Genomic DNA, 24,686 nt, shown 5'->3' on the forward strand with positions numbered 1-24,686 from the left:
TTTTATTCTTGTTTTATAGCTGAAGTGAGATAAACATAACAAAATATTATGATTCCTATAATAACTTATTATTATAAATGCTAGTTTGCCCAGTGTAAGTTCTTACACCAATTATATTAAATAAGTGATCTAAATTTTGCGTGGGAAAATGTCTTAGTTCATTCTTCAATGGCTATTTCCTTTATGAAATGTACAACGAAGAAATAAGCCATTTTAACAAGCAAAATAGATCAGTTAATTAGTGTGATTGGTTTTATTCAGTAAGGTGCTATTCAACCTTATTGTAGGGAATTTATCTCTATGCTAATCGAACTGGGTGATTGTAAATATCAGGATAATACAATCCCTTAACATTTTTTACATCATGGAATGATATTAACCATTATCGTATAGCAGTTAATTTATAAGCAGTGTCATCAACTGAATATGGCTTATCCATCTATTGGTTGAAATACAGGCGATTCTCATTACTATAAATTAATATGCCTCCCTATTTTGGTGCAACTTATCTTTTCTATTATGTGTTTTGTTTTTATCTTTATGATTTATATGTGTTTTCTCTTTGGCTCTTATCTTGCTTACCTTACTGGAGTTAATTAAATGTAAACTGAAATATATCTTCAAAATGCACAAACCGAATACAATTAAAGGAATTAAGCGTGAATAAAAATAATATAACAAAAGCGTTACTCGCCGGTTTAAGCCTTTCTTTTGCAGCTTCTTCATTTACAGCGATTGCTGCTGACGTACCGGCTGGTACTAAGCTCGCTGAGAAACAAGAACTAGTAAAAGGAAATGGTTCAGAGGTGGCGTCAATTGACCCACATAAAACACAAGGTGTACCTGAATCTAATGTTATTTTAGATTTGTTAGAAGGATTGGTGACACAGGATGCTGAGGGAAATACTATCCCTGGCGTAGCCGAAAGTTGGGAAACTACGGACAATAAAACCTTTATTTTCCATCTCCGTAAAAATGCTAAATGGTCTAATGGTGATCCCGTCACAGCGCATGATTTTGTATACAGCTTTCAACGTGCAGTCGATCCCGCAACAGCGTCTCCTTACTCATGGTACTTGGATATGACCACCATGTTAAACGCTGCAGATATCATTGCCGGTAAAAAAGATAAAAGCACATTAGGTGTTAAAGCAATAGATGACTACACCTTCGAAGTTAAGCTCGCGACACCTGTTCCTTATTTTGTCATGATGATGGGACATACCACCATGATGCCAGTACATAAAGCGACGGTTGAAAAGTATGGTGAGCAGTGGACTAAGCCTGAAAACTTTGTAGGTAATGGCGCTTTTGTGATGAGTAAATGGGTGGTGAATGAGCGCATTGAAATGACACCGAATAAAAACTATTGGGATAATGATAAAACGGTTTTGACTAAAGTGACTTATCTGCCATTAGAAAACTATGTCGCTGAAATGAATCGTTTTCTTGCCGGTGAAATAGATATGACTTACGACGTGCCAAATGAGCATTTTAAACGTTTGAAGAAAGAGCATGCAGAGTCACTCGCGATCAAAGGCGACCTGTGTACTTATTATTACAGTTTAAACACGCATAAAGCGCCTTTTGATGATCTACGTGTCCGTAAAGCAGTTTCTTATGCCATTGATCGTGATGTAATCGCTAAGTTTTTACTAGGTAAAGGCGAAAAGCCTGCTTATGGATTAACGCCTGAAATTGTGGCGCATTTTGATCCGGTATTACCCCCTTATGCAAAACTAACTCAAAAAGAGCGTAATGCAGAAGCTAAGAAATTATTAGAAGAAGCCGGTTATAACGCAGCTAATCCACTTAAGTTTTCGCTACTTTACAATACCAGTGAAAACCACAAAAAGTTAGCCGTTGCAATCGGCTCAATGTGGAAGAAAACCCTAGGTGTTGAAGTGACTTTAGAAAATCAAGAGTGGAAAACTTACCTAGAAACTAAAAACCAAGGTAACTTCCAAGCTGCACGTGCTTCATGGTGTGGTGACTACAATGAAGCTTCTACTTTCACTTCGTTAATGGAAGGTAACAACACCACTGGTGGTGTACATTATAAAAGTGCAGAGTACGATAAGCTAACGGAACAAGCGATTCTCAGTACTTCAGAGGAAGAGCGCCAGAAGCTATATTATGCACAAGAAGCATTACTTGCTAAAGATATGCCGATTATTCCAATCTACCAATATGTTAAAGCTCGTCTACTCAACCCGCATGTCGGCGGTTATGCCCATCATAATGCCGAAGATAAAAACTATTCTAAAAATATGTATATCATCGCAGATTAATCGCTGAGGTTTTATACCATTTAAGGTGAGAGGTTAACGCCTCCCATTATCTATTTTGTATCATATCAAGCACGCTGATCAACATGATTAGTGTGCCTGTTGTGATCTATTAAATTGAGAATGTTATGTTTAAATTTATCTTAAAGAGAGTGATTGAGGCTATTCCTACACTGTTAGTTTTAATTACTGTTTCTTTCTTTTTGATGCGCTTTGCACCAGGAAGTCCTTTTTCCAGTGAACGTGAACTACCCCCGCAGGTAATGCAAAACATCAATGCAAAATATGGTTTGGATAAACCTGTTTTTGAACAATACACCACCTATTTAACCAATGTACTACAGGGTGATTTAGGGCCATCATTTAAATACCAAGACTTTACCGTTAATGAGCTGGTGGTTGCTGCTTTACCCGTTTCAGCAAAAATTGGAGCTTTTGCTTTTATCTTTGCCCTCGTGTGTGGTGTTGCAATTGGCACCATCGCGGCACTAAAGCAAAATACGTGGCTTGATTATGGCTTAATGTCAACGTCGATGCTCGGCATTGTCATGCCATCCTTTGTATTAGCACCTGTACTTATTTATATCTTTTCCATTGGCTTAGGTTGGTTCCCAGCTGGTGGATGGTTTGATGGATCGTTGAAGTATATGGTGTTGCCAGTGTTAGGGATGGCGATGATGTATGTGGCAACCTTTGCGCGTATTACACGCGGTAGCATGATTGAAACACTTAATAGTAACTTTATCAGAACTGCACGTGCAAAAGGCTTAAGCTTCTCTTATATCGTACTGCGCCACGCCTTAAAACCTGCCATGTTACCTGTTGTTTCTTATATGGGGCCTGCCTTTGTGGGGATTATTACTGGTTCCGTTGTTATTGAAACTATCTTTGGTTTACCTGGTATTGGCAAACTATTTGTTAACGCTGCATTTAATCGAGATTACTCGTTAGTAATGGGGATCACCATTTTAATTGGATTATTGTTTATCGTATTTAACGCCATTGTAGATATTTTATTGGCGTATGTTGATCCAAAAATTCGCTATTAAGGACTGAGTAGATGTTTACAAAAAAACAAAATGTGGAGGCGGTGGAAGCCTTTTCTAGCAACCTAGAAATACAAGGTCGTAGCCTTTGGCAAGATGCACGAATTCGTTTTATGCGTAACAAAGCGGCGATGGTCAGTTTAGTTATCTTAGCCGCGATTGTATTAGCCGTTATTTTTGTGCCGATGATGGCTGAGTTTGCCTATGATGATACCGATTGGTACGCGTTACATGAAGGACCATCTGCAACGCATTTATTTGGTACCGATAGCTTAGGCCGGGATCTCTTTGTTCGTACCTTTATTGGCGGACGCATCTCCATGATGGTAGGTGTACTTGGAGCGGTTGTTGCTGTGATTATTGGTACTGTCTACGGTGCAACGTCTGGCTTCATTGGCGGTAAAGTTGACCGAATTATGATGCGTGTTTTAGAAATCCTCTATGCTATTCCTTTTATGTTCTTAGTGATTGTATTAGTCACCTTTTTTGGGCGCAATATTGTACTTATTTTTGTTGCTATTGGTGCGATTGCTTGGTTAGACATGGCGCGTATCGTGCGTGGACAAACACTGAGCTTACGTAGCAAAGAGTTTATTGAAGCGGCACATGTATCGGGTGTGAGTAAATGGAATATTATTCGCCGCCACATTATTCCTAATGTGTTGGGGATTGTTGCCGTTTACTCCACGCTACTAGTACCTAGTATGATCTTGACTGAATCCTTCTTAAGCTTTTTAGGGCTTGGTGTGCAAGAGCCAATGACCAGTTGGGGAGCGTTATTGCAAGAGGGAGCACAAAGTATGGAAGTGGCAATTTGGCAATTAGGTTTTCCGGCTGCTTTTATGGTGATCACGTTATTTTGTTTTAACTATATTGGTGATGGTCTACGTGATGCGTTAGATCCAAAAGACCGATAGTTGCATTAAGGAAACAAAAATGAGTTTATTAGATGTACAAGATCTCCATGTGGAGTTCACTACCCAAGACGGTAATGTTACAGCCGTTAACGATTTAACGTTTTCACTGCAACCAGGCGAGACACTGGGGATTGTTGGTGAATCAGGTTCAGGTAAATCACAGACAGTGTTTGCCTTAATGGGATTATTGGCAAAAAATGGCATTATTTCTGGTAGTGCAAAATTTGAAGGTAATGAAATTCTTAATCTACCGGAGAAACAATTAAATAAAGTGCGTGCTGAGCAAATTGCGATGATTTTTCAAGATCCAATGACATCATTGAACCCTTATATGAAAGTCAGTGCGCAAATGATGGAAGTGCTTATTTTGCATAAAGGGTTAAGTAAAAAAGCCGCTTTTGAAGAATCTGTTGAAATGCTAGAAGCGGTTAAAATACCAGAGGCACGCAGTCGTATTAATATGTACCCTCATGAGTTCTCTGGGGGGATGCGTCAACGTGTAATGATTGCAATGGCACTACTGTGCCGCCCTAAATTACTCATTGCAGATGAACCAACAACAGCACTCGATGTGACCATTCAAGCGCAAATTATGGATCTCTTAAATGAATTAAAGCATAAATTTAATACGGCGATTATTATGATCACCCATGATTTAGGCGTAGTGGCAGGGAGCTGCGATAAAGTGTTAGTCATGTATGCCGGACGTACGATGGAATATGGATCGGTTAACGAGATATTTTACCAACCAAGCCATCCCTACACGGAAGGGTTATTAAAAGCGATTCCTCGTTTAGATAGTCAAGCAGATGAATTACCCACCATTCCTGGTAATCCACCTAACTTACTAAACTTACCACAAGGCTGCCCTTACCAAGATAGATGTCATCGAGTGGTACAGGGGGAATGCGATCAAACTCCACAGTTAACGGCGTTTGCTGAAGGGCGTTCACGTGCTTGTTTTTCTAATTGGGAGTCATGGTAATGGAAACAGATAAAAAATTAATACTCGATATTAAATCATTAAAAGTACAGTTTAATATCCCTTCTAAATCACTGTTACCTTGGGCAAAACCGATCCCTTTAAAAGCAGTGGATGGTATTGACCTTAAACTCTATGAAGGTGAAACATTAGGTGTAGTAGGGGAGTCTGGTTGTGGTAAATCAACACTCGCTCGAGCCATTATTGGGCTAGTGCCAGTAAGCTCAGGGCAAGTGGTGTGGTTAGGAGAAGACCTAGCTACCTTAAGTGAACAAGCAATGCGTGATAAACGTAAACAGATTCAGATGATTTTCCAAGATCCACTCGCGTCGTTAAATCCGCGCATGAACGTGGGAGATATTATTGCTGAGCCATTACGGACTTTTTATCCTAAGTTAAGTAAACAGGAAGTGAAAACACAGGTGAAAGAGATCATGGATAAGGTCGGTTTATTACCTAATGTGATCAATCGCTACCCACATGAATTCTCTGGTGGTCAGTGTCAGCGGATTGGGATAGCACGTGCCCTGATTCTAAAACCAAAAATGATTATCTGTGATGAGCCGGTGTCTGCTTTAGATGTATCAATTCAAGCACAGGTGGTGAATTTACTGAAATCATTACAGAAAGAGTTAGGGTTAAGCCTGATCTTTATTGCTCATGATTTATCTGTCGTGAAACATATCTCTGACCGTGTGCTAGTGATGTATCTCGGTAATGCTGTCGAGTTTGGTACTTGTGATGAGTTATTTGCCGATCCGAAACATCCTTACACTAAAGCACTGATGTCTGCAGTGCCAATTCCTGATCCTAATATTGAACGAAATAAAAAAGTACAAATGTTAGAGGGGGATTTACCATCACCGATGAATCCACCATCGGGTTGTGTATTTAGAACACGTTGCCCTATTGCCGTTGATAACTGCAGTCATTGTGAAACACTGCTTAAAGGTAGCGAAACTCACGCAACTGCTTGTATTTTAGAAGTGTAATTTACTAACCGGTATTACCACGTGATCTAAAGCAAGATGATAAACACCAATCAAAGTATTTTGTGATTGGTGTTACTTCCCTATTTCAAACATCAAATCTTCTTATTATTTTCATTAAATTGTAAAAAATGTCTTCATGCATTGAAATGCTCGCCATTTATACCTTATTATGTGCCCCAAGAAATACAATCGAATATCATTTAGGGAATTATAATGACTACATATAACATTGCTTTATTAGCTGGTGACGGCATCGGTCCTGAAGTTATGAAGGAAGCGGTAAAGGTTTTAAAATTAGTTGAAGAGCGTAACGCTGACGTTAACTTTGAATTAAACGACGTATTATTTGGTGCTGCTGCTTACTTTGCAACTGGCAAATCTTTCCCTGAAGAAACAAAAGTGGCTTGTGATAAAGCAGATGCTATCTTAAAAGGTACGATTGGTTTAAATCACGAAGACTCTCAAAAAATCCCTGTTGATGAACAACCTGAACGTGGTGCATTATTACCATTACGTCGTCGTTACAATACTTATGCTAACTTCCGTCCTGTTTACTTACCAAAAGGCCTAGCACACTTTTCTCCATTAAAAGAGTCGGTAGTGGGTGAAGGTATCGACATCATGCTAATCCGTGAATTAGTAGGTGGTTTATACTTTGGTGAGAAAGAAACAGGTGTTGATGCCCAAGGCAAGCGTTTCGTACGTGAAGTTTTAGAATACGATGAAGATCAAATTCGCCAAATTATCCGCGTTGGTTTTGAAGTTTCAATGAAACGTAAAAAAGTAATGCACAACATCCATAAATCAAACGTATTGAAATCAAGTGTTTTATGGAATGAAATTGTTGAAGAAGAAAGCAAAAACTTCCCTGAAGTTGAAGTAATCAACATTCTTGTTGATGCTGCTGCAACTTACCTATGTCTAAAACCAACTATGTTTGACGTAATGGTAATGGAAAATATGTTTGGTGACATTTTAAGTGACCAAGGTGGCGGTATCTTAGGTTCTCTAGGCCTTATGCCTTCTGCTTGTAAAGGTCCTGAGAAATCTTACTACGAACCATCACACGGCTCTGCACCAGATATCGCTGGTAAAGGTATTGCTAACCCATACTCAATGATTGGTTCTGTTGCACTAATGCTAGAAATGAGCTTTGGTATGGAAAAAGAAGCGAAAAACCTGTGGGCTGCAATGCAAAGTGTATTTGCAAATGGTTACTCAACATCAGACCTATCTAAAGAAGGTGAAGCGAACTTAGTAAGTACTGCTGAATTCGGTGATATGGTTTGTGAAGAATTAGCTAAAATGCCTGTATAATCATTTTTAATAAATGATTAGATAATGTTAAACCACGTTATATAACGTGGTTTTTTTTTGGAGAAAGTAAAATGGCATTAAAGCCGACTATTATTAAAATGAACATCAATGTGTCTAATTTAGATGATGATGTTTATGAAACGATCCCATTGACGATTGCTCAACATCCATCGGAAACCACTGAGCGTATGGTTACTCGTACGCTTGCTTTTGTATTGAATAATCAAGAGTTTCTTAGCTTTACTAAGGGATTAAGTGAAGCCGATGACCCTGATATTTGGGCAAAAAACTACAGTGATGAATTTTTGTGTTGGATTGATGTAGGGGAGCCTGCATTTGAGCGAATTAGAAAAGCCTGCCATCAAGCCAAAAGTGTGAAAGTGTATACTTTTAATACTAAGTCGAATGTGTGGTGGAAACAGTCAGAGAAAGAGTTCAACACAACTAAAGCGCAGGTATATCAATTTGAGTTTGAGCAAATTCAAGCCTTTGCTGCATTAGTAGAGAGAACGATGGATTTTAGTATTACCATGACTGATAATGTGTTCTATATTGCCACTGATAAAGGCAGTTGTGAAGTTAACCTAGTGACATTAAAAAGTTAGTCATAGGTAAAACATTGCACACTACAATTCACAGCGTATAATCCGCACTTCTTAAAATTAACACAGTCCTGAATCCAAGAGTGGTACCCCCATGAAATTTATCGTTAAGCTTTTTCCTGAAATCATGATGAAAAGTAAACCTGTGCGTAAGCGCTTTAGCAAGATGCTACAGGGAAACATTCGTAATGTACTAACTCGCCATGATCAAGATATTAAGGTAATTCTAGAGTGGGATAAAATCATTGTTCGTAGTGAAAACAATGATCCAGATAATAAAGCGAAGGTGATCCATTATCTGAAAAGCACGCCAGGTATTGCACACTTTTTAGAAGTTACTGAATCCACTTTTACTGATATTCATGATATTTATGAGCAAACAAAAAACTGTTTTGGCGATAGCTTAGCAGGTAAAACATTCTGTGTTCGTGCTAAACGAATAGGGACACATGACTTTGGTTCAAATGAAGTTGAACGTTATGTTGGTGGTGGTTTAAATCAACATACTGAAGCGCTTTCGGTTAAATTAAAAAATCCAGATGTGACCGTTAATATTGAAATAAACGAAGATAAATTGTTTATGATTGACCAACGTCACCAAGGTTTAGGTGGATTTCCACTAGGGACACAAGAGTCAGTATTATCGCTTATTTCAGGTGGTTTTGATTCTGGCGTATCCAGTTACAAGTTATTGAAACGTGGTTCACGTGTACATTACTGTTTCTTTAACCTTGGTGGGGCTGCACATGAAATTGGCGTGAAACAAGTGGCTTATCATCTGTGGGAGCGTTTTGGTGCTTCACATCGTGTTAAATTTGTTTCTGTGCCTTTTGAACCGGTTGTCGCAGAAATTCTTGAAAAAGTAGATAACGGTCAAATGGGCGTTGTGTTAAAACGTATGATGATGCGTGCCGCGAGTAAAGTGGCTGAAAATTTAGCGATTGAAGGTCTAGTAACCGGTGAAGCATTAGGGCAAGTGTCAAGTCAAACACTTCGTAACCTTTCAGTGATTGACCAAGTAACGGATACCTTAATTCTGCGCCCATTAGTGGCCACTGATAAACAAGAGATTATCGATTGTGCTCGTGATATTGGCACTGCTGAAATATCTGAAACGATCCCTGAATATTGTGGTGTTATTTCACAGCGTCCAACAGTTAAAGCTGTGATGAGTAAAATTCAGAAAGAAGAATCAAACTTCAATATGGATTTAATTGATCAAGTAGTTGCTGATGCAGTGACATTGGATATTAAAGAGATTGCTGCAGCTGCTAAACAGCAAGTGCCTGAAGTTGAGTCTGTTTCTGCATTCGCAGAAAATGAAATCTTACTCGATATTCGCTCTGCAGAAGAGGAAGATGAAAAACCATTAGAGATTGACGGTGTTCAAATTAAACATATCCCTTTCTTTAAACTCGCGAATCAGTTTGAAAAGTTAGATCAAAGTAAAACTTACTTGCTTTATTGTGAACGAGGCGTGATGAGTCAGTTACAAGCTTTGTACCTAAAAGAAGCGGGTTATGAGAATGTGAAGGTATATAGACCTTAGTCAGTCATAAGATTAAATCAGTTTATGAGATAAAACGGCATTAAATATGCCGTTTTTTTATTCAATCAGCTTTTTAATTCAAAGTTTTTTAAAAATTAATAGGTGATTTAATATAAAAAGTCGTATCCTGAAGCTACTTCCATAAATCATTAAAAGGATATCCAAATATGCCACATTCAATTGATAACTATAGATTAATTACTGGTAAAGATGATTCAGAGTTTTGTAAACGTATTACTAAAGCGTTAAGTGAAGGTTATGAGCTTTATGGGTCTCCAACAATGACATTTAATGGGCAACATGTAGTCGTAGGCCAAGCTGTCATTAAAAGACCTTCTCAACTGGTATAAATAGCTAACTACCCCAAGTAAGCAGGCCTAGTTAAACTAGGCTTGTTTTATTCTACACTGCTTTGTACTGGTAATATCTCTTCTTCGCGCAATTTCTTAAGTATCCATTGCTGTAACTGTCCCAAATATTCATGCATCGAGAGCTCTGATTTATAAAGCTGATAAGCTGATGGAATGTAAGTATACCAAGGTAAACCATTCGTATCGTCTTTGGCAAGGTACATCGCCGGAGCCGGGGTTGGAGACTGATGGAAACGTTTAAATAACTGCATTGCTCGTGGCATATGTGTTGCGGAAGTTACTAACGCTGCTTTCTTACCATCGATAATTAATGACATTACTTTCGCTTCTTGTGCTGTATCTTGAGTGTAATCTAATCTAATAATCTTCTGTTTTGGTATGTTTAACTCGGTAGCCAATTGCTCTAATAGTTGTGCATGGCTTTTCGTATCTCCAAAACCAGATCCAGAAACAATAATCATCGCATCAGGGTTTGCATAGTGTAAACGAAGCACTTCACTAAAACGGCTTAAAGCAGTCGCTGAAAGTTGTCCAGTAACGGGTAAGTTCGGGTCATCTATGCCAGAAGATCCTAGCACTAAGATATAATCAAAGGATTGGTCAGCTGCTAGCAAAGGTGGATATTGACGCTCTAAAGGTTTAGTTAAATGGTATGCAGCAGGCAGTAAACTGAATGAAAGTAAGATCAGAAAGCTACAAAGTGTGAGTATTTTTGCGACCACCTGACGGTCACTAAAAAACAACATTAAAAGGCTGACAAATAGTAATAATAAAGCGAAGGGGAGAGGCATTAATAATCCACCAACCCATTTTTTTATTATAAATTCCATCGAGATTCCTTTTGTTATTTATTGTGTTGTGAAATGATATTTATCAATAACCTAGCGTAAATACACTTGTAATTATATTGATACGGTTCATGTACCAATTTAGCTCACTCACTTCTACCTATTTAGTTGAATGTTTGCGTTACAATATCATTATTTATTGTGTGAAGTGAACTGAAATTATTTGCTGACTCCGTGAGTATTGCTCTTATCAAGATAGATTATTTTTGGTTAAAATCACGTATAATGGACTATTGAATTAGAGAAAAGAGACATTGCAGTGAATGACCATAACTTCGACCCAATTGCAGAAAAATTTGTAAAAAATATTTATGGCAGCGACAAAGGTAAGATCCGTAAAGAAGTGGTTTGGCGGGAGTTACAAGATTGTATTAAACGTTTAAATAAACCGTGTCTAAGGATCTTAGATGCTGGTGGTGGCTTTGGTTTTTTTAGCCAAAAAATGGCGGCATTAGGTCATCAAGTAGTATTATGTGATATTTCTGGTGAATTATTAAAAGTCGCTAAAACACAACTTGATGGTCAACCTTACCAACAGAATGTCACCTTATTACACTGTCCTATTCAATCATTATCTGAGCATGTTACTGGGCAATTTGATCTGATTTTAAATCATGCTGTTTTAGAATGGTTAGCCGATCCGCAAGCGACTTTAACTAGTTTATTACAGTGGCTTAAAGATGATGGATTAATGTCATTAATGTTTTATAACAAAGAAGCCCAACGCTTTTTTAATTTAGTCTCAGGTAATTTAAATTTTGTAGAATTGGGTATGCCTCGCAAAAAAGTAGTACGTTTATCACCAACTAATCCGTTATACGAAAGAGATGTGTTAAATTGGCTTAAGCAAGCCCGTATGATGACTGTGCAGAAAACAGGTGTTCGGGTTATTCATGATTACATGAAGTCACCTGACGTTGCTGAAAATAGTTTTGAACAACTATTAAAGATGGAAATGAATTATTGCCATCAGGAGCCATATGCTTCATTGGGCAGGTATACGCATTTAACCTTAAAGAGGGAAGGATAATGCAGTCCTACCATTTCAGAATTAATATTAATTATCAAGAGTTTGAAAAACTATATAGAGTGCCTAATACGGTGGTTAAAGTCCGCAGTGAGCAAGGAAAAACCATTCAGTTACCTGCGATGCGTTTTGTACCATTTTTTACACAACTAGGCGTAAGAGGGTACTTTGAGTTACAACTAACTGATGAAAATAAATTTCAACAGTTAATTTTTCTCCATGCTTAGCGTTTTCTTCATTTGACTTTTATTTGCTATTTTCTGTCTGGGTAATTGTTGTACCCTTAACTGAGTAGTTGCTCTGGTTAGTATAATTATCATGCGTCTTTACTTTGAATTTGACTTTTTTTATATATAATACAAGGAGTTTTCTGTTACTAAAGTAAATTAAGTTTCCCCTCATATTGGTTTTCAGTTGTTTTTGGTTGGGAAGCATTATCAATTTTTCCCAAATTATTTGCTTTATTAGTACCGCCAATATCGTTTTATAGGATTTTTCATGAAAAAAGTATTAACCGTTTTTGGAACTCGTCCAGAAGCGATTAAAATGGCGCCATTAGTACATAAACTAGCGGCGGAGCCAACCATAGAGAGTAAAGTCTGCGTCACAGCACAACATCGTGAGATGTTAGATCAAGTGTTACAACTTTTTTCTATCAAACCTGACTATGATTTGAATATCATGAAAGCCGGGCAAGATCTTTTTGATGTCACTGAAAATATTCTACATGGTTTAAAGCAGGTATTGGATGATTTTCAACCTGATGTGGTGTTGGTACACGGCGATACTACTACCTCTTTTTCTGCTTCATTAGCGGCTTTTTATAAACAGGTCAACATAGGGCATATAGAAGCAGGTTTGAGAACTGGCGACCTTTCTTCACCATGGCCAGAAGAGGCGAATCGTCGATTAACTGGTGTGTTAACACGATATCATTTCGCTCCTACGGAGTTATCTAAACAGAACCTATTGAAGGAACAGGTTGATGAAGCACACATTAGTGTGACAGGAAATACAGTGATTGACGCACTGTTATGGGTGAAAGATAAGTTAGAATCAGATAGGGCTTTGCTACGCAGTTTAGATGTTCAGTTTCCCTTTTTAGATGCCAATAGAAAAATGGTTTTAGTAACAGGTCATAGACGTGAAAGTTTTGGAGGTGGATTTGAACGTATTTGTGAAGCGTTATCAAATATTGCCCAAGCCCAACCGGATATACAAATTGTCTATCCAATGCACCTTAATCCTAATGTTCGAGAGCCGGTTAATCGTTTATTGAGTCAGTTTGATAATATTTACTTAATTGAACCTCAAGATTATTTACCTTTCGTATATTTAATGAATCGTTGCTATTTGATCATTACTGATTCAGGCGGAATTCAAGAAGAAGCCCCTTCATTAGGAAAGCCTGTATTAGTCATGCGTGACACTACGGAAAGACCTGAAGCCATTGTAGCTGGCACAGTTAAATTGGTTGGGACTGATGTACAATGCATCACAGAACAGACACTTGCACTATTAACAGAAGTTAACAGTTATCAAACTATGGCCAAAGCCCATAACCCTTACGGAGATGGTTTAGCCAGCGCTCGAATAGTAAATGAATTATTAAAGGATTGATTATGCCATTTCAAACGGTTTCAGTTATTGGCTTAGGATACATTGGATTACCTACCGCTGCAGTGATTGCTTCACGCGGTATTGATGTAATCGGTGTTGATGTTATTAAAGAAGCAGTAGAAACAATTAATGCAGGGAAAATCCATATTGTTGAACCCGATTTAGATATCGTTGTTCGCAGTGTTGTGACCACGGGTAAATTGCGTGCAACAACGCAAGCTGAACCGGCAGATGTATTTATGGTGGCAGTACCAACTCCTTTTAAACAAACTGCAGACGCAATACACTCTCCTGACTTATCTTATATTGAGTCTGCTGCAAAAATGATTGCCCCAGTATTAACCAAAGGTAATCTCGTCATTTTAGAATCAACATCCCCTGTAGGCACCACTGAAAAATTAGCGGGATGGTTAAAATTAGCCCGTCCAGACTTGTCTTTCCCACAGGATAAAGGTGACCTAGCTGATATCAAAATTGCGCATTGTCCTGAACGCGTGTTACCCGGGCATGTCTTGCAAGAGTTAGTCTCTAATGACCGAGTGATAGGTGGTATGTCCAGTGCTTGTAGTCAATTAGCGACTCAGCTTTATCAGAAATTCGTACGTGGTGAATGTATCGTCACTAATGCGCGTACGGCGGAAATGGCTAAATTAACAGAAAACTCATTTCGTGATGTCAACATTGCTTTTGCCAATGAATTATCAGTAATTTGTGATAAATTGAAAATCAATGTTTGGGAGTTAATCAGGTTAGCGAATCGCCATCCTCGAGTGAACATCTTAAACCCAGGGCCTGGTGTCGGTGGACACTGTATTGCGGTTGATCCTTGGTTCATTGTCGATAGTTGTCCTGAAGAGGCCAAAATAATTAAGCAAGCGCGTTTAATCAATGATGACAAGCCACATTATGTTGTTGAACAAATATTACGTGCAGCAGATGAGTTTAAACGTCCGGTTATTGCTTGTTTAGGCTTAGCGTTTAAGGCGGATATTGATGATTTACGTGAAAGCCCTGCATTAAATATTGTTGAAGATCTCGTAGCAAAAGGGTTCGCTGATATTATTGCTGTTGAGCCTAATATTAAAAAACTACCTGAGTCACTATCAAAATCAGGGCTACAATTAACTTCACTTGAAGAGGCATTAGACAAAGCCAATGTAATTGTGGTGCTAGTTGACCATAAACAATTTAAAGCGACGGATCGTACTAAATTTGCAACAAAAGTCGTCATTGATACTCGGGGTATTATTTAGCTTCATAGGCTATTACTTCCCTGTAAAGTATTTAAAGGGAAGTAAATGTCAGGACAACAGCATGTAAAAGACAGTGAAAATGTTTACTCGGCCTTATACCGAGTCATTGATTTTTTAACTATCCAATTAAGTTTGTTTTTAATCTTATCTATAAGAGAAGAGGCGTTTACTAACACTTATTTAGTGGTTGGCTTGATTGCTTCAATAGGTTTCTTTTTCGCCGCTGAAAGTTATCAATTATACCGTTGTTGGCGTCTCGGTGAATTTTCTCGCCTTTCCAGTTCGACCTTTATATGTTGGTTTGCTGGTGTATTTTGTGTTGTTGTCTTTTTGTTCTTTAGTAAAACTAGCTTAGATATCTCCCGGCTTATTGTTGGCTTATGGATCCTATTTAATTGCATTGCATTAGGTGGCTGGAGATTATTGCTCTATCTCTTTATCTATAAACGTCGCAAAGCCGGCTTTTATACTCGCAAAGTCGCGGTTTTTGGATTAACACGATCGGGCGAGTTATTGGCGGAACAGTTTATTAACAAGCCTGAAACAGGCTATATTTTAGCTGGATTTTATGATGATAGAGCCGATCCACGTTCACCCAATAAATATAAAGAGCACCTTATCGGTGGTATCAATCAAGGAGTCGAATTAGCTAAAGCAGGCGGTATTGATGTTATCTATATTGCTCTACCATTAGCGGCTCAAAAACGCATAGAAGGCGTATTGAGATCATTAGGCGATACTACGATTGATGTGTTTATCGTTCCTGACTTTTTCACCTTTAATCTGCTTAATGCGCGTTTATCACACCTCGGTGCTATTCAAACCATTAGTGTTTATGAGTCACCAATGACCGGTCCCTCAAGATTATTAAAACGCCTCGAAGATATTCTAGGATCAATGCTTATTTTATTCCTCATTTCATTGCCTATGCTGTTAATAGCTCTCCTGATAAAAATAGACTCGCCAGGGCCTATACTATTTAAGCAATTACGTTATGGCTTAGATGGTCGTGCTATTAAAGTCTGGAAGTTCCGCTCTATGAGCTCCATGGATAACGGAAAAGTGGTTAATCAAGCAGTCCAGGGGGATGCGCGCGTCACCAAGTTAGGGGCTATTTTACGTAAAACCTCTCTCGATGAATTACCACAATTTATTAATGTGCTGTTTGGTAGCATGTCTCTAGTGGGCCCTAGGCCGCATGCTGTTGCGCATAATGAGCAATATCGTAAGTTAGTTGATTACTACATGCTACGCCACAAAGTTAAACCAGGCATTACAGGTTGGGCGCAGATTAATGGTTGGCGCGGAGAAACCGACACCTTAGTTAAAATGCAAAAACGTGTTGAGTTTGATTTAGAATATATTCGAAATTGGTCAATTAGTTTTGATCTTAAGATTATCTTTCTCACTATCATTAGAGGCTTTACGGATAAGAATGCTTATTAAAGACATTATTGGTGATAGATAAAACACCTCACTTAAAGCAGTGAACTATTTTCAGGCAGTTAAACAGTTAAGCCGTTATACCAACATCTTAACTTAGTATTTAGCCCCTGATGTTTGGTTTTCGGGGCGCTGGCTTCAGCCTGCTTGTTTTGACTTTTCCTCGTCCCCATGGTCCTTCGTGGTAATGCATCTCTATCTAAAGCGCTACATAGCATTAAGTACTGATTAATGCCTAAGCTCGTACAGTCTGCTTTAACCTTATCAACAGTAAAAAACGGTAATATTATAGTGAGTACGCAATGGCTAATGCATTGTCTTGTTCATAATATTGAGAAGTTAAGGAATAGTTTACATTAATCCAAGTGCTAAGCCCTTAAACCGCAATAATCCAACGTAATTAACCTCGTAAACACTCTTACAGCTCAATTTAATCAATCATTTATTGTAAAGTTAATAATCTATTTGAATCTCAAGTAAATATAAAATATTGTGTTTTTATAATTAAAATTCGTGCTGAGAATGAGAAATTCCACAGCCTCGTTGGGTTTCTAGGAGTAGTTTTGGATATCGAAGAATACGTGCCTAGCATAGAGGGTACAAAAGACAAAACACATAGAGCTATTCGTGCAGCAATAGGGTTATGTCCGGCAGGTAGCGGAACATTGTTAGAAATTTTTAACATGTTATGGCAACCTCCCGCTGAAGCAAGAGCAGAAAAGTGGATTGCAGATGTTATTGATTCTCTAAATATACTCTCAGAAAAGGTAGACAACATAGAAAACCTGATAATTGATGAAGAATTTCAAAGTTTGTTAATAACCGCTAACCAGCTAGTTTTAAAGCATCATCAGATCGAAAAAATTAAATTTTTTAGTAATGCTGTAGTTAATAGTCTTACAACACCAACTTTGAGTTATGACAAAAAAATTATCTTTATGAACCTTATTGATGAACTAACTGTATCGCATATTAAAATTCTTGAAATGTTACGGAATGGAATTATTTGGGGGGTTGATAAGGAAACAACAGAGTCTCGTTATACTTACTATTTATCTAGGGAGTTATTTAAACTAAAGCCTGATTTAGTGGGAGAAAGTTTGTTTGTTAAAAAAATTGTTCAGGATCTTTCACAGCACAATTTGTATTTTGAATTTAAGTTACTTCTTCCTAATGTTGGTGATGTAGTTAGATCTGGCATTATTACGAATACAGATGCAGGGACAATAGGGTTAGAAATTCCAGTTTCAACCTTACCTGATAAAAAATTTGTGTTTAAGTCTAGTTTGAATGGTTTAGGGCTTGAATTTCTCAATTATATTAGTGAACTAAATCATAGTAAAAAGCCTGAGAAAGGTATTTAAATGAAACTTAGACAGAGGATTAGTTTTTTACTCCACATGTTAACCCCATTAGGACGGTGTTATACATTAGAAATATTACAGGTTCTGCTAAGCAGTGTTGGTCAAAAGTAGATTGTTTGCTAACTCACTTTTCAGGTGAGACAAACCATCCTATAAGCCTTCAATAAAGCTCAATCTAAATAATGTTAATAAACAATACTTGGCTGCTTGATGCTAGTTATTTTAAAGTTTGCCGGCTATTAGTAGCCGGAAAACTTTAGGTCTGATTTGAGATAGGTATTTTCAGCAGCTAAAAATCAAATAAGTTTTGGTCGATAATCAGGTCTCTAGGTCGGCTATTTTTAATACGATTATCTAATGATTTACCTAAACCAATGACATGCTCTTGATAGGTTAATAACACTTCACCTTTATTATTTTTTGTTTCAATGTCATGAATATCACGACCTTGATAATAAAGCTTTGCTTGTTCAGCTGTTAAAGATACCTTGTTATTTGAAGCTTGTTGGCCATAACAAGTCGCAAACTCATGGGTTGCTCTGAAACCTGATTTACGGCCTTTACCAAACTGCTCAGCTACTTTTATGCCTAAACGAGAAAAGCGTAATTCAGTAATTAATGGGATTATATTCTCAGGGAAGATCCAAAATTCATCATCACGTTGGTAGAGAACACCACTGAACTGATTAATTCCAAATTGAGTATTAAAGTAATCTAATAGATTTTTCTTAATGCTTGTTGGTGCAGCTTGAAAAGGAAACTTTCCTAAGCGTTTATTGGCTGGTTCACTTTCAACTAATCCTGTTTTTTGAATGGCTGCAACAAAAAATCCTTCGGTGTCGTATATTTGAGGCCAAATATGTAGAAATCCTTCTTGGGTCAAGGATTGCTCTGCGCCTTCGAATAAGTTTTCAAGCGATAAAAACTTAACTTGTTCAGGGTAGGTTTGTTGAAGTAAATGACAGACTTCTTGGTTTTCTTCCAGGCTTAATGTACAAGTTGAGTAAACCATCACACCGCCTGCTTTAAGTGCTTGAAAAGCGCTTTGTATTAGTGATTTCTGGGTCACTGCAATTGATTCAATTGCACTTTGTTCCCAGTTCTTCATTGCATGTTTATCTTTACGCACGGTTCCTTCACCAGAGCAGGGTGCATCTAATAAAATGGCATCGAATGTATTAGGTAACCATTGACCAAACACTGCCGCATCAAAGTGTGTTAACGCGACGTTTTGGATCCCACATCGTTGTATATTGGCATGTAACATTTTGATACGACTTGATGAGTATTCATTGGCAATCACTAAACCTTGGTGATTAGTCGCTGAAGCAAGTTGCGTTGTTTTTGAGCCGGGTGCAGCGGCGGCATCTAACAAAGTAGACTGATGGTTTGGTTGGAAGTGACTAAGCAATGCAGATACTGGCATCATGGAGCTGGCTTCTTGAATATAAAATAAACCAGCTAAGTGCTCTGCACTATTGCCCAGTGGAATTGATTCATCTTCTATCTCAATCCAAAACCCTTCTTTACACCATGGTACTGGTGTTAATGACCAATGGTGTTTGTCTGCGATAAGTTGGAAGTCTTCAATACTTATTTTAAGTGTGTTAACTCTAATAGCACGACGCAAAGGGCGTCGACATGCGTTAAGCAAATCATCGATATTTAACTGTTCAGGTAAAATACCGATCATTTTATCGATAAAAGCTTGAGGTATAAAAGTATTGTTATCCATTGGGATCCTTACAAAACGCGCACGATTAATGCGCGCAAGATACCATAATCTGATTTTAATTAGGAATGTTAAGTTTCCAATCTAACCAATCTTCATCTAATCCAGACTTTAGTTTAAAGGTTGAGTAGTTTGTTGCTGCTGGTTGTAATGGTTTTTCATCGGTAGTACTCATGCTTATTCCACCTTTTAATAGCGAAGTTAATGAAGCGGCTTTGAGCGCGGCACCGGTTATGCCGATATCGAGGTTAAAGCCAGAGGCAGGCCAAAAAATGCTATTTTCACGAATAAGGTGTGCAAATTCAGGGTAGATGTTAATCATGATCTCTACTCCTGATGCATTGCTATTTAAGCGTTTATCTGTGACCTCTCCGATTTGTATTTGGCGATGATAGATCGGGCTACTAATGTTAGTAGAGCCAGCATTATCTGCATATAAAATGAGTGATAGTCCCACTTTATCTGCATTTAGTAGAGGGGCGGTTGTTTCGCCTTCAAATTGATTTTTTGCTGCGCCTTGCCCTGGTGCTACGTTAATGAATACGCCACTGATCAGTGTTGAAAGGTGTTTGGCTCCGGATAATGAGATATCACTACGCACAACCCAGAAGCGACTGCCTTGCTTTGCAACCTTATCAAAATAATTATCCATAATATCTAAGGTAACGACTACTCGGTTATTTTTATTTAGCGTCAATGCGCTAATTTCGCCTACTTCTAAGCCTTTTAACTTAACTTTATTGCCAACTTTTAAGTCAGAAGCATCGTCATAGAACAAGGTGACTTGTTTTGTGGGCTGTGTTGCATGTTGGTAATTATCATAAAGGCGGTATGTGCCATCTTGGGTTTTATTATTTACCGCATCTGGTAGTAATTCAAGCGCAATGCCGCCCGTTGCGATGGATAAAAGTGATTGAGCGTTAACTTTAATGCCTGATAAACCGGCATCAACGGCAAAGCCACTGACATTCCAAAAGATCGTTTGATCAGTGATTAAGTGTTTAAATTTAGGATTAATATTGATAGTGGTTTGCATCAAACTCGTATCATGCAACGTTAACTCACTGACTTCACCGATAGCGAGTTTATGATAATAAACAGGGGAACCGATACTGACAGAAGGTAACTCTTTACTTAATAATTTGACTTGTAGTGGTGTGGTAAATGCGTCTTTTCCTAATTTCGCCATCTCTTTAGAAGTATACAAATAGAAGCTATGACCTTGTTCAATAGTGCTTGTTGTTTGTTTATCTACTGGCTTTTCATTGTATAAGGCAACACCGCCTTGAATGATATTTTGGATTGGTTTGCTATTAACTTCAACACCTTGCAAAGACGCTTTAACATTAACGCCACTTAATAAATGAAACTTACTTTGTGAGTTAACAAGGTAATTAAATGCTTGGTTAATTTGTATTGTGACTTGTACATGCTCACTGTCGTTAGTTAAGGTTAAAGCATTAATCTGGCCAATGGTTAAGCCTTTGTATGTTACTGGGGCATTTTCACTTAACCCGTCAGCACTATCTGCTATTAAGGTAAGGCTTAGGTTATCTTGTGACTGAGGTTGATGTGATTGCACCATAAATTGTGTTTTTTGTGCTTCATCAAGATAATGCTCACCATGTGAAAAGCTGATGTAATCACCGGTAATCAAATTGCTTAAGTTCTTTATGTTAGCAAAAGACAGAGAGGCTTGCTCGACCCAAAACTCGGCACTTTCAGTGACTAGTTCACTGAAGGCAGGATTGATGGTCGCTTCTGCAACAAACAACTGGCTGGTGGTGTCGTAACGAATATTATCAATACGTCCAATGCCGTGGCCTTTGAATAGAATGCCTGCTCTCTTAGGTAAATTATTGGTATTATTAAGCTGTAAGGTAATACTCAGCCCTTGTTTGCTGTCTGCAATATTATCAAACAATTGATATATTTGATTCTTTTCAGCAGGCTCCGAGTCATCGGGGCTATTAAACGTAATACCACCGGCAATTAAGGTGGTTAAACTATCTAGTTTAAACTCAACTCCTGAACGCGATAAATTGGCATTCAAACCACTAATATTCCAAAATTTACTCTTTTGTTTTACTAAATTGCTGTATTTTTTCTCTATAAATGCCTGGATATTGACGCGTTTGCCTGATTTATCCAATCTGACACGTGCTATTTCACCCACTTGGATCTTCTTGAAAAATATAGGTGTGCCAATAGTGATGGAATCCGCATTCGTGCTACTTAAATTTAATAATAATGCATTATCAGGAATAGTGATTGGCTGTTCTGCTGTTGCCATAAACTCTGTGGCATCATCACCTTCTCCGGGCAATATATTGATATAACTACCTGAGAATAAGGTATCTAACCCCGTGATAGAGGTTAAAGAGGCTTTAGGTGATACTAACCATAATTTACTTTTCTCTTTTAGAAGGAAGGTCGCATGCGATTCAATTTCAGCGATCACGTTTACCCCATCAACTTCATCTAATTCGACTTTTTTGACGGTACCTACAATAACTCCTTTGTAACGAACTTTGGTTTTATCAACAATGATCCCGCCAGCATTAGTAAAATGAATACTAATTTGAACATTCCGATGGGTAATGTTTTGAATTAGGATCCAAATTGCTAATACTGCTGCGATAAACGGCAAAAACCAAATCGGTGAAATTGATCTTGAAGGAGCAATGTCTGGCTGTGAAGTTGAGTCAGTGCTGGAGTTTATATTAGTTGGCATCGAGGTTAGCGTCCCATATTAAGCGAGTATCGAAACTTTGTGCTGCGAATAAGGTAGTGATCACTACCACAGTAAAAGAGGTTGCGGCAATTCCAGGGTATACAGATAAAAAGTTACCTTTATCAAATACGGCCATCATAATTGAAATAACAAACAGATCGAGAATTGACCAGCGTCCTATCCAATCGACAATAGTATAGGCAAGAAGTTGCGTTTTAGGGTTTATCTTCCATTTGAAATGAGCGGCTAAAGATATCACAGCTAAAGCAATGATTTTTAGTACGGGCACTAGCATTGAAGCGACGAATACTATAATCGCGATACCAGTCATTCCTGTAGATACTAAGGTCATGATGCCAGAAAAAATGGTGTCTGGATAAGCTTCATTGTTTTTGAGTAAATACGTTATTGGATAAATGTTAGCGGGAAAGATAAAAATAAACGCAATGCATAATAATGCCCAGGTTTTTTGGATACTGTGCTTCGTTCTCACTGAAATAGGGGTGCCACAATGCGGACAGTGTGTTTTATTTAGGCTAATGGATGACGCTCGATCACACACTTTACATAGCTGTGTGTCTTGCTGAATCGCACTTAAGCCACTTTTTAATGGTTTATTCATTGGTAAAGAAGTCCCAATAATAAGCATTGCTGTATTCACATATCATACTCATGTTAAGAATTAACAAAGCGACTAAAAAGAATAGTCCATTATCGTAGTAGAGATCTGCATAACTATTTAGTTTGAACAGGGCGACCATGAAGCTGACGATGTAGACTTCTAACATAGACCAGTGAATGAGTAGACTGGTCATTTTAAGCACTGGACTTAATAAGTGAGGGCGCTTATTTAATACAATACAAGCGCTGCTAAAACACATACAAGCCGCAAGTAGCACAGGGGCGACTACGGCACAAAAAATAACTACAAAAGCGACAATAGGCGCAAAATCTATTAATAATAATGCCCCTTGTAATAAGTTAGTTTGTTCAGTCACTCCGAGTAAATGCACGGAAACTAAAGAGAATGAAAAAGCGGGAGGAGCAAGTAATAATGCCGTGAGTGCTAAGGCTAATATTTTCTTGGCATTAGCGGCTTTCGCTTTATACAAAGTGTGTTGACAACGAGCACATTTGGCAACATAACCCTTTGTTAAAACAGGGCGTTCTGAAACTAGGTCGCAGTGCCTACAAATAATTGTATTCATACTTACTTATCAGTAATTTGAGATACTGAATAAGATAGCAAACTAAATATAAGATGACAAAATTTGCATTCTTAAAGTACAAGTAGTACTGTATGTATACCCATGTTATTTTGCTGTGTCCATATTGACTACAGAATTAAAGTGAGTATGGGCATAAACCATCTTTAATTGTTATAACAAAGAGGCCACCGTGGCAGTCATCATTAAATACATTGTAGAAAGAAAGGGTGTTGAAAAAATGACCTTTACCAGTAAGAAAGAAGCCGATGCATACGATAAGATGCTAGATAGCGCTGATCAAATCGCATTATTTCTAAGTGATAGTCCAGTCTCATTGGATGATCAGCAACTGGAAGAGCTAGGTCTATACATAGCGAGTAATAAAGACATAGTACAAAGCCTATTCAAAGGCAATAACTTTGGTACTGAAAAGGCTTCTGAAGCAGAAGATTAATCGGTATTTGATGAGTTAAATATCAACCTCTGATTTATCAAACAAGCTTACTTGTAAAGCCCAATTTTGTTTTTATTTTTTCATAACACTTTTTGACTATGACATTTAAAGTAGCAGATAGACCCGCTTCTCTAATAGAGTAATAAATCCAATCTTGAGGCTTAGGTTTTGAAAATGCGTAATATAAAATTTGCTTTGCGAGTCTTTTTTTATATTTATGCTCACCCAACCAATGACGATGTTTCTTAATCGCTGTTAGTCTAGACTCATAGTTTTCAATATTAAGTTTAGTTAAGCTACTTATTATTCCACTGTGGTTACCTTGTCGATAATAAAATAAAGGTTGATGTAAATAGTGAATTTTACCGACCTGATTAAGTCGTATATAGATATCCCAATCTACTCCACACTTTAGCGTTTCATCAAAGAGCAAAGGAAGTATTGCTGCTTTAGAAACAATCAGCCCTGACGTGCCACAATATAGATTACCTAGTCGGAGCTGTTTATCTTCTACAAATTCACCGACATTCGGTTGATGTATTTTTCCTGTCTCTAAATGCTCTAGTGAAGATAAACATGCGATACACTTATATTTTTCAATCGCTTTTATTTGTAATTCTATTTTATTGTTAAACCAAATATCGTCGTCATCTAAATAAGCTATCCATTCACCTTTGGCTAATTTAGTACCTTGGTTCCTAGAATAACCATTACCCATGTTTTTAGTCGATTTATGATAATGAATTCGCTTGTCTTCAAAAGCTGAAATAACAGGTAGTAGATCAGTGGTTGAACAATCATCAACAATGATAATTTCTGTAATAGGGTAGGTTTGGCTCAATACGCTTTTAATCGCGCTTTCTAAATAGTCTGGGCGGTTGTACGCAGGAATAACGGCAGAAACAGAAACATTTATCATGTGCATGACCTTCCATAAAA

The 24,686-nt window shown here is 37.8% G+C and carries 22 protein-coding genes; 16 read left to right on the forward strand and 6 right to left on the reverse strand.

Annotated features, from left to right (window positions below):
- Positions 1–659: 659 nt before the first annotated feature.
- The 9 genes from OW492_RS06860 to OW492_RS06900 all read left to right on the forward strand — a co-directional run bounded on the left by OW492_RS06860 (position 660) and on the right by OW492_RS06900 (position 10,043).
- Positions 660–2,291: an ABC transporter substrate-binding protein gene (locus OW492_RS06860; protein ID WP_290039191.1), complete on the forward strand. Its 1,632-nt coding sequence runs from the start codon at positions 660–662 to the stop codon at positions 2,289–2,291.
- A gap of 125 nt (positions 2,292–2,416) precedes the next feature.
- Positions 2,417–3,337 carry an oligopeptide ABC transporter permease OppB gene (gene oppB / locus OW492_RS06865; RefSeq protein ID WP_113817703.1) on the forward strand — a complete coding sequence of 307 codons (921 nt, stop codon included), beginning with the start codon at positions 2,417–2,419 and terminating at the stop codon, positions 3,335–3,337.
- Between the two features lie 11 nt (positions 3,338–3,348).
- Complete coding sequence (gene oppC, locus OW492_RS06870) at positions 3,349–4,251, forward strand: oligopeptide ABC transporter permease OppC (RefSeq protein ID WP_290039192.1); 903 nt, start codon at positions 3,349–3,351, stop codon at positions 4,249–4,251.
- 19 nt (positions 4,252–4,270) lie between these two features.
- Entirely contained in the window at positions 4,271–5,236 is a 966-nt protein-coding gene (locus tag OW492_RS06875) for an ABC transporter ATP-binding protein (protein ID WP_290039193.1), read from the forward strand.
- A complete protein-coding gene (gene oppF / locus OW492_RS06880) occupies positions 5,236–6,225 on the forward strand; it encodes a murein tripeptide/oligopeptide ABC transporter ATP binding protein OppF (protein ID WP_290039194.1) in 990 nt (329 codons plus the stop codon). The genes OW492_RS06875 and oppF overlap by 1 nt, the downstream gene beginning before the upstream one ends.
- Before the next feature lie 213 nt (positions 6,226–6,438).
- The gene (gene leuB / locus OW492_RS06885; protein ID WP_290039195.1) at positions 6,439–7,542 is read left to right on the forward strand and encodes a 3-isopropylmalate dehydrogenase; all 1,104 of its coding nucleotides are present in this window, start codon (positions 6,439–6,441) and stop codon (positions 7,540–7,542) included.
- 71 nt (positions 7,543–7,613) lie between these two features.
- Positions 7,614–8,147 (forward strand): YaeQ family protein, encoded by a 534-nt coding sequence (locus tag OW492_RS06890; RefSeq protein ID WP_290039196.1) that lies wholly within the window; start codon positions 7,614–7,616, stop codon positions 8,145–8,147.
- Positions 8,148–8,238: 91 nt separating this feature from the next.
- Entirely contained in the window at positions 8,239–9,693 is a 1,455-nt protein-coding gene (thiI, locus tag OW492_RS06895) for a tRNA uracil 4-sulfurtransferase ThiI (RefSeq protein ID WP_290039197.1), read from the forward strand.
- A 167-nt stretch (positions 9,694–9,860) separates the two neighbouring features.
- Positions 9,861–10,043, forward strand: coding sequence for a DUF1737 domain-containing protein (locus OW492_RS06900; RefSeq protein ID WP_220149623.1), 183 nt, complete (start codon positions 9,861–9,863; stop codon positions 10,041–10,043).
- 47 nt (positions 10,044–10,090) lie between these two features.
- Here the strand turns inward: OW492_RS06900 and OW492_RS06905 are convergent, their stop codons facing one another.
- A complete protein-coding gene (locus tag OW492_RS06905) occupies positions 10,091–10,894 on the reverse strand; it encodes an ElyC/SanA/YdcF family protein (RefSeq protein WP_290039198.1) in 804 nt (267 codons plus the stop codon).
- 277 nt (positions 10,895–11,171) lie between these two features.
- On the opposite strand from OW492_RS06905, the gene OW492_RS06910 reads away from it, so the two are divergent.
- The 6 genes from OW492_RS06910 to OW492_RS06935 all read left to right on the forward strand — a co-directional run bounded on the left by OW492_RS06910 (position 11,172) and on the right by OW492_RS06935 (position 17,619).
- The gene (locus OW492_RS06910) at positions 11,172–11,942 is read left to right on the forward strand and encodes a methyltransferase domain-containing protein (protein ID WP_290039199.1); all 771 of its coding nucleotides are present in this window, start codon (positions 11,172–11,174) and stop codon (positions 11,940–11,942) included.
- Positions 11,942–12,166: a DUF2835 domain-containing protein gene (locus OW492_RS06915; RefSeq protein ID WP_290039200.1), complete on the forward strand. Its 225-nt coding sequence runs from the start codon at positions 11,942–11,944 to the stop codon at positions 12,164–12,166. The genes OW492_RS06910 and OW492_RS06915 overlap by 1 nt, the downstream gene beginning before the upstream one ends.
- A 271-nt stretch (positions 12,167–12,437) precedes the next feature.
- Complete coding sequence (wecB, locus tag OW492_RS06920) at positions 12,438–13,559, forward strand: UDP-N-acetylglucosamine 2-epimerase (non-hydrolyzing) (RefSeq protein ID WP_290039201.1); 1,122 nt, start codon at positions 12,438–12,440, stop codon at positions 13,557–13,559.
- Between the two features lie 2 nt (positions 13,560–13,561).
- Complete coding sequence (gene wecC / locus OW492_RS06925; protein ID WP_290039202.1) at positions 13,562–14,812, forward strand: UDP-N-acetyl-D-mannosamine dehydrogenase; 1,251 nt, start codon at positions 13,562–13,564, stop codon at positions 14,810–14,812.
- 45 nt (positions 14,813–14,857) lie between these two features.
- Positions 14,858–16,258: an undecaprenyl-phosphate glucose phosphotransferase gene (locus OW492_RS06930; RefSeq protein ID WP_290039203.1), complete on the forward strand. Its 1,401-nt coding sequence runs from the start codon at positions 14,858–14,860 to the stop codon at positions 16,256–16,258.
- 560 nt (positions 16,259–16,818) lie between these two features.
- Positions 16,819–17,619 (forward strand): hypothetical protein, encoded by an 801-nt coding sequence (locus OW492_RS06935; protein ID WP_290039204.1) that lies wholly within the window; start codon positions 16,819–16,821, stop codon positions 17,617–17,619.
- A gap of 289 nt (positions 17,620–17,908) precedes the next feature.
- Here OW492_RS06935 and rsmF read toward each other — a convergent pair whose 3' ends face one another.
- The 4 genes from rsmF to OW492_RS06955 are packed head-to-tail and all read right to left on the reverse strand — an operon-like array spanning position 17,909 to position 23,293.
- A complete protein-coding gene (gene rsmF / locus OW492_RS06940) occupies positions 17,909–19,354 on the reverse strand; it encodes a 16S rRNA (cytosine(1407)-C(5))-methyltransferase RsmF (protein ID WP_290039205.1) in 1,446 nt (481 codons plus the stop codon).
- Positions 19,355–19,409: 55 nt separating this feature from the next.
- The gene (locus OW492_RS06945) at positions 19,410–22,085 is read right to left on the reverse strand and encodes an MlaD family protein (protein ID WP_290039206.1); all 2,676 of its coding nucleotides are present in this window, start codon (positions 22,083–22,085) and stop codon (positions 19,410–19,412) included.
- Positions 22,075–22,707: a paraquat-inducible protein A gene (locus tag OW492_RS06950; RefSeq protein ID WP_290039207.1), complete on the reverse strand. Its 633-nt coding sequence runs from the start codon at positions 22,705–22,707 to the stop codon at positions 22,075–22,077. Before OW492_RS06950 ends, OW492_RS06945 begins: the two co-directional genes overlap by 11 nt.
- Complete coding sequence (locus OW492_RS06955) at positions 22,700–23,293, reverse strand: paraquat-inducible protein A (protein ID WP_290039208.1); 594 nt, start codon at positions 23,291–23,293, stop codon at positions 22,700–22,702. The genes OW492_RS06950 and OW492_RS06955 overlap by 8 nt, the downstream gene beginning before the upstream one ends.
- A 190-nt stretch (positions 23,294–23,483) precedes the next feature.
- Between OW492_RS06955 and OW492_RS06960 the strand changes: the two genes are divergently transcribed.
- The gene (locus OW492_RS06960; protein WP_290039209.1) at positions 23,484–23,747 is read left to right on the forward strand and encodes a YebG family protein; all 264 of its coding nucleotides are present in this window, start codon (positions 23,484–23,486) and stop codon (positions 23,745–23,747) included.
- A 37-nt stretch (positions 23,748–23,784) separates the two neighbouring features.
- Here the strand turns inward: OW492_RS06960 and OW492_RS06965 are convergent, their stop codons facing one another.
- Positions 23,785–24,672 carry a glycosyltransferase family 2 protein gene (locus tag OW492_RS06965; protein WP_290039210.1) on the reverse strand — a complete coding sequence of 296 codons (888 nt, stop codon included), beginning with the start codon at positions 24,670–24,672 and terminating at the stop codon, positions 23,785–23,787.
- Positions 24,673–24,686: the final 14 nt, after the last annotated feature.

It is taken from the genome of Psychromonas sp. 14N.309.X.WAT.B.A12 (assembly GCF_030397575.1).
In the GTDB taxonomy this organism is placed as follows: Bacteria; Pseudomonadota; Gammaproteobacteria; order Enterobacterales; family Psychromonadaceae; genus Psychromonas.

Excerpts from the sequence above, each read along its gene's own strand:
- wecB (WP_290039201.1), top strand. The coding sequence starts at position 12,438 with ATGAAAAAAGTATTAACCGTTTTTGGAACTCGTCCAGAAGCGATTAAA.
- thiI (WP_290039197.1), top strand. The coding sequence starts at position 8,239 with ATGAAATTTATCGTTAAGCTTTTTCCTGAAATCATGATGAAAAGTAAA.
- OW492_RS06930 (WP_290039203.1), top strand. The coding sequence starts at position 14,858 with ATGTCAGGACAACAGCATGTAAAAGACAGTGAAAATGTTTACTCGGCC.
- rsmF (WP_290039205.1), bottom strand. The coding sequence starts at position 19,354 with ATGGATAACAATACTTTTATACCTCAAGCTTTTATCGATAAAATGATC.
- OW492_RS06900 (WP_220149623.1), top strand. The coding sequence starts at position 9,861 with ATGCCACATTCAATTGATAACTATAGATTAATTACTGGTAAAGATGAT.
- leuB (WP_290039195.1), top strand. The coding sequence starts at position 6,439 with ATGACTACATATAACATTGCTTTATTAGCTGGTGACGGCATCGGTCCT.
- oppB (WP_113817703.1), top strand. The coding sequence starts at position 2,417 with ATGTTTAAATTTATCTTAAAGAGAGTGATTGAGGCTATTCCTACACTG.
- OW492_RS06890 (WP_290039196.1), top strand. The coding sequence starts at position 7,614 with ATGGCATTAAAGCCGACTATTATTAAAATGAACATCAATGTGTCTAAT.
- OW492_RS06965 (WP_290039210.1), bottom strand. The coding sequence starts at position 24,672 with ATGCACATGATAAATGTTTCTGTTTCTGCCGTTATTCCTGCGTACAAC.
- OW492_RS06955 (WP_290039208.1), bottom strand. The coding sequence starts at position 23,293 with ATGAATACAATTATTTGTAGGCACTGCGACCTAGTTTCAGAACGCCCT.
- oppF (WP_290039194.1), top strand. The coding sequence starts at position 5,236 with ATGGAAACAGATAAAAAATTAATACTCGATATTAAATCATTAAAAGTA.
- OW492_RS06875 (WP_290039193.1), top strand. The coding sequence starts at position 4,271 with ATGAGTTTATTAGATGTACAAGATCTCCATGTGGAGTTCACTACCCAA.
- OW492_RS06915 (WP_290039200.1), top strand. The coding sequence starts at position 11,942 with ATGCAGTCCTACCATTTCAGAATTAATATTAATTATCAAGAGTTTGAA.
- oppC (WP_290039192.1), top strand. The coding sequence starts at position 3,349 with ATGTTTACAAAAAAACAAAATGTGGAGGCGGTGGAAGCCTTTTCTAGC.
- OW492_RS06950 (WP_290039207.1), bottom strand. The coding sequence starts at position 22,707 with ATGAATAAACCATTAAAAAGTGGCTTAAGTGCGATTCAGCAAGACACA.
- wecC (WP_290039202.1), top strand. The coding sequence starts at position 13,562 with ATGCCATTTCAAACGGTTTCAGTTATTGGCTTAGGATACATTGGATTA.
- OW492_RS06905 (WP_290039198.1), bottom strand. The coding sequence starts at position 10,894 with ATGGAATTTATAATAAAAAAATGGGTTGGTGGATTATTAATGCCTCTC.
- OW492_RS06945 (WP_290039206.1), bottom strand. The coding sequence starts at position 22,085 with ATGCCAACTAATATAAACTCCAGCACTGACTCAACTTCACAGCCAGAC.